5 protein-coding genes are annotated in these 4605 nt (G+C 68.2%); 3 read left to right on the top strand and 2 right to left on the bottom strand.

Annotated elements, in window-relative coordinates:
- The 3 genes from B3547_RS10825 to B3547_RS10835 all read left to right on the top strand — a co-directional run.
- On the top strand, positions 1-1062 hold a 1062-nt coding region (locus B3547_RS10825), incomplete at its 5' end, for a DUF58 domain-containing protein (RefSeq protein WP_292962983.1).
- Positions 1063-1072: 10 nt separating this feature from the next.
- Positions 1073-2143 carry a stage II sporulation protein M gene (locus B3547_RS10830; RefSeq protein ID WP_292962986.1) on the top strand — a complete coding sequence of 357 codons (1071 nt, stop codon included), beginning with the start codon at positions 1073-1075 and terminating at the stop codon, positions 2141-2143.
- Entirely contained in the window at positions 2143-3354 is a 1212-nt protein-coding gene (locus B3547_RS10835) for an RDD family protein (RefSeq protein ID WP_349676486.1), read from the top strand. Before B3547_RS10830 ends, B3547_RS10835 begins: the two co-directional genes overlap by 1 nt.
- Before the next feature lie 53 nt (positions 3355-3407).
- Here the strand turns inward: B3547_RS10835 and B3547_RS10840 are convergent, their stop codons facing one another.
- Entirely contained in the window at positions 3408-3857 is a 450-nt protein-coding gene (locus B3547_RS10840; RefSeq protein ID WP_233497393.1) for a hypothetical protein, read from the bottom strand.
- A gap of 131 nt (positions 3858-3988) precedes the next feature.
- On the bottom strand, positions 3989-4605 hold a 617-nt coding region (locus B3547_RS10845; protein WP_292962989.1), incomplete at its 5' end, for an isoaspartyl peptidase/L-asparaginase family protein.

Here is a 4605-nt window from a genome sequence, read left to right on the forward strand (position 1 = left end):
TGGGCACGGGCGCAGGCCGCGCTGGCCGTCGATCCCCGGCTGCATCCCGGCGGGCGGCTGGTGCTGCCGCTGGCGGCGAGCGCCGACGGCTGGCGCGGGGATGCCATGCTCACGCCCAACCGGCGCGGAACCGGCGCGATCGGGCGGTTCTGGCTGCGCTGGTCCGGCCCGCTTGGCCTTGCCCATCGCCAGGTCCGCGTGGAAAGCGATGCGCTGGTCCGCGTGCGGCCGAACATCGCCCCGGTGCGCAGCCCCGCGCTCCAGATCTTCCTGCGCGATGCCCAGTTCGGCATGATCGCGCGGCGCATTCGCGGCGAAGGCACTGATTTCGAGGCGCTGGCCGAATACGAACCCGGCATGGACCGGCGGCGGATCGACTGGAAAAGCTCCGCCCGTCACGCCCGGCTGTTCGCCAAGGAATACGAGGTCGAGCGCAACAACCAGATCGTGTTCGCCTTCGATTGCGGGCAGACGATGTGCGAGCCCGTCGCCGGGCTGCCGCGCATCGACCGCGCCGTTACCGCCGCGCTTACCACCGCCTATGTGGCGCTGAAGGCGCAGGATCGCGTGGCGCTCTATGGCTTCGCGGCGCGGCCGCAGGTGCTGACGCCTTTCGTCACCCATTCGCGCGATTTCGTCCGGCTCCAGCACGCCGCCGCCACGCTGGATTACCACGCGGAGGAACCGAACTTCACGCTGGCGCTGTCGCAGCTTTCCGCGCGGCTCCAGCGCCGTTCGCTGATCGTGCTGTTTTCCGATTTCACCGATCCCACCAGCGCCGAACTGATGATCGAGAACGTCGGCCGGCTGGTCGAACGCCATATCGTGATGTTCGTGGTCATGGCCGATGCCGAGCTTGCCGAGATCGTCGCTGCGCCCGCGCTCGACATGCAGGCGGTGGCGATGGCGGTCACCGCCACGGCGCTCGCCCGCCAGCGCGCGCTGGTGCTGCAACGCCTGCGCCACCTGGGCGTGCGCGTGGTGGAAGCGCCGCACGACCGGATCGGGGTGCGGTTGCTGGACGCCTATCTCGCGGTCAAGCGGCAGGGAAGCATCGGATGAGCAGGCGCTTATGAGCACACTGGCCCAACGCGTCACCGGCTGGTTCTCGAAGACCGAGGAGCAGGCCGCCGCCGCCAGCGAGGCGGCGCTGCGGTCCGACCGCTTCCGGCTGGAGCGCGAGGCCGAATGGAAGCGGCTGGAAGCGATCGTCACCCGCATGGAGAAGGGGCGGCTGCGCGGCATTTCCGACGAGGATCTGCTGGCCCTGCCGGTGCTGTACCGCACCGCCGCCTCCAGCCTTTCGATCGCGCGCGAAACCTCGCTCGATCGCGCCACGCTGGCCTACCTCGAAGCGCTGACGCAGCGCGCCTGGTTTCTGGTCTATGGCCCGCGCACGACCCTGTGGGGCTGGTTCCGCCGCTTCCTGGGCGGCGGCTGGGGCGCGGCCGTGCGGGCGATCTGGATCGACCTGCTGATCGCGCTGGCCGCTATGGTCGCGGGAACGGTGGTGGGTTGGCTGCTCGTCTCCTCCAATCCCGACTGGTATTACTCGCTGGTAAGCGCGAACTTCGCCGACGAGCGCGTGCCGGGCGCCAGCCGCGAAGTGCTGCACGGCACGCTGTTCGGCCATCAGAAGGAAAACGGGATGAGCGTGTTCGCCGCCTTCCTGTTCAACAATAACGCACAAGTCTCGATCCTGGCGTTTGCGCTGGGCTTCGCCTTCGGCCTGCCGTCGATCATGCTGCTGGTCCACAACACTACCATGCTTGGCGCGCTGTTGTGGCTCTACCATGGGCAGGGGCTGACGCTGGACCTGATCGGCTGGCTGTCGGTGCACGGCACGACCGAGTTGTTCGCGATCCTGCTGGCGGGCGGCGCGGGGATACACATCGGCCGCGCGATGGCCTTTCCCGGCGACGCGACAGTGCTGGAAGCGGCGGCTGCGGCCGGCCGCCGCGGGGCGCAGGTGATGGCCGGCGTGGTGTTCATGCTGATCGTCGCCGCGCTGCTCGAAGGCTTCGCGCGCCAGCTTGTCGACATCACCTCCACCCGGCTGGCGCTGGGCGGGTTCATGCTGGTGTTCTGGTGCGGCTATTTCTTCGTCTGGCGGCGTGGCCGCGTGACGGCGGAGGGCCAGTGATGGCGCGCCTGCCGTGGAAGCGGAAAACCGCAGACGGGCGCCGGGCGCCGCGTTCCGGGCCAGCGACGGACAAGCGCCTGCGCCGGGTGGTGACGCCCGAAGGCGTCGCGCTGTCCTTCGCGATCGGATCGCGCGCCGCGCGCGCCTCGGCGCTGCTGCTTGATCTGTTGTTCATCGTCGGCTCGATGGTAGGCACCACGCTGCTGCTGGTATGGGTGGCGGGCGGCTTCGGGGGTAACCGCCTGGACCAGAACACCCCTGTTGCCCATGCCCGACAGGCGCTGGAGATCGCGTGGATCATCGCGATGTTCCTCTATCGCAACGCCTATTTCCTGTTCTTCGAACTCGGGCCGCGCGGGGCCACGCCGGGCAAGCGCATCTGCGGCCTGCGCATCGCCGCGCGCGATGGTGGACGGCTGACCACGGAAGCGGTGATCGCGCGCAATCTGGTGCGCGATATCGAGCTGTTCATGCCGCTGGTGTTCTTCGCCTCGGCCTGGTCCAGCGGCGCGGATACCGAGGAAGCGGGCTGGGCCGGGGTAGTGTGGTTCGCGATCTTCGTGCTGTTTCCCTTCTTCAACCGCGATGCCCTGCGCTGCGGCGATGTCATCGCCGGCACCTGGGTGGTCGATGCCCCCCGCCGCAAGCTGGAAAAGGCCATGTCGCTGGGCGACGGCGCACGCGGGCAAAGCACGCTCACCGGCGCCGCCTATCGCTTTGGCGAGGCGGAACTGGCGGTCTATGGCGAATACGAGCTGCAGGTGCTGGAGCGCGTGCTGCGCGACGGGCGCGAGGAGGCGCTGGCCGAAGTCGCCGCCACGATCTGCGCCAAGATCGGCTGGAGCGCGGGATCGGGCGACGAGCGCGCCTTCCTCGAAGCCTATTACACGCAATTGCGCGAAAGGCTGGAGCGGGGCATGCGCTTCGGCCAGCGCAAGGCCGACAAGTTCGTGCCCGATGCCCGGCAGGCGACGTCATCGGCGTGGCGCTTCACCGCCACCGAGCTTTCGTACTACGGCGAACAGCAACTCGACGTGCTGGAGCAGGTGCTGCGCGCCGATGATCCGGAAACGCTGGGCGATGTCGCCGCGCGCATCGGCGGCAAGATCGGGCGGGAGGTGGACGCGGCCGATGCCCGTCCGTTCCTGGAGGCCTATTACGCCCAGCTGCGCGAAAAGCTGGGGCGGAGCGTGGTTTCGGGTGTGCGGTAACCAGCGGCTTCGCGCCCGGAACAAGCCGGTTGCGAAGCCGCCGATGTCACGTTCTACTTGGTCCAGACCCAGCGGCGCAGGAGTTCCGACCCCATCTGGCGACGGTACTTGGCGCGATCGCCCGACGCGGCCTGCATCTGCGATTCGTTCATCTGCATGTACGCGGTATAGGCCTCCTGCCGGCGGGTCGATTCCGCGGCATCGGGCAGCGCGGGGAAGCGCGTGAGCAGGTAGTAGTCCGCCTCGCCCGGACGCTTGAATTCGTTGCTGAGGATTTCATAGCCGCTGATCCAGCCCTGCTTGAGCGCGTAGTCCTGCGACTTGCGCCACATGTTGGCGAGATGCGTGGCGTATTCAAGGTCATGCCCGTCATCGACCGAAATCAGCGCCACCTCGACATATTCGGCGGGCTTGAGCGGATAGTCTTCGGCCCGTGCCCACGCAGGGGCCATCAGGGCAACAGCAGCAGCCGCGGCAAGCACGGCAGAACGAACGCTTTTCATTTCAGGATCTCCACTCATGAAAAACGCGGGCGTCCCCTCCCCGCGTGGACCATGCCGTGGTGTCGGGCTTCCCGTTATTCTCTCGGCCCCATGGCGTCACGAAAGCTGCGCCCGGTCCGAAACGGAGTCAATCAATCCTTGCTGCCCGCCATCCCGAAAATCCCGGTCTCATAAAGCCCCGCGTGGTCGGCACGGCCGCGGAACATGCCGGGGGTGGTGAAGGCGAACACCGTTTCGCCCGCAGGGGTCACCACGATCACGCCGCCCACGCCGCGCATCGTGCCCACTTCGGCCAGCACCGCGTCGGCCGCGCCTTGCGCGCTTTCGCCCGCCAGCCGCATCCGCGCGCAGATTTCGTGCGCCACGCCGGCGCGGATGAACTGTTCGCCCGATCCGGTGCAACTGACCGCGCCCGCGCGATCGTCGGCATAGGTTCCCGCGCCGATCACCGGCGAATCGCCGATGCGGTTCCAGCGCTTGCCGGTCAGCCCCCCGGTCGATGTCGCCGCAGCCACGTGTCCATGGCTGTCGCAGGCCACGGCGCCGACCGTGCCATACTTCAAGCCATCGTCGAACCAGCCCAGCTTCTTCGCCTTCAGCTCCTGCAGCTGCCGCCAGCGTTCCTCGGTCGCGAACCAGTCGGGATCGACCAGTTCGATCCCCTGTTCGCGCGCGAATTCCTCGGCCCCGGCCCCCGCCAGCAGCACGTGCGGGCTGTGGTCCATCACCGCGCGCGCCAGCCGTACCG

It is taken from the genome of Novosphingobium sp. UBA1939 (genome assembly GCF_002336885.1).
GTDB lineage: Bacteria > Pseudomonadota > Alphaproteobacteria > Sphingomonadales > Sphingomonadaceae > Novosphingobium.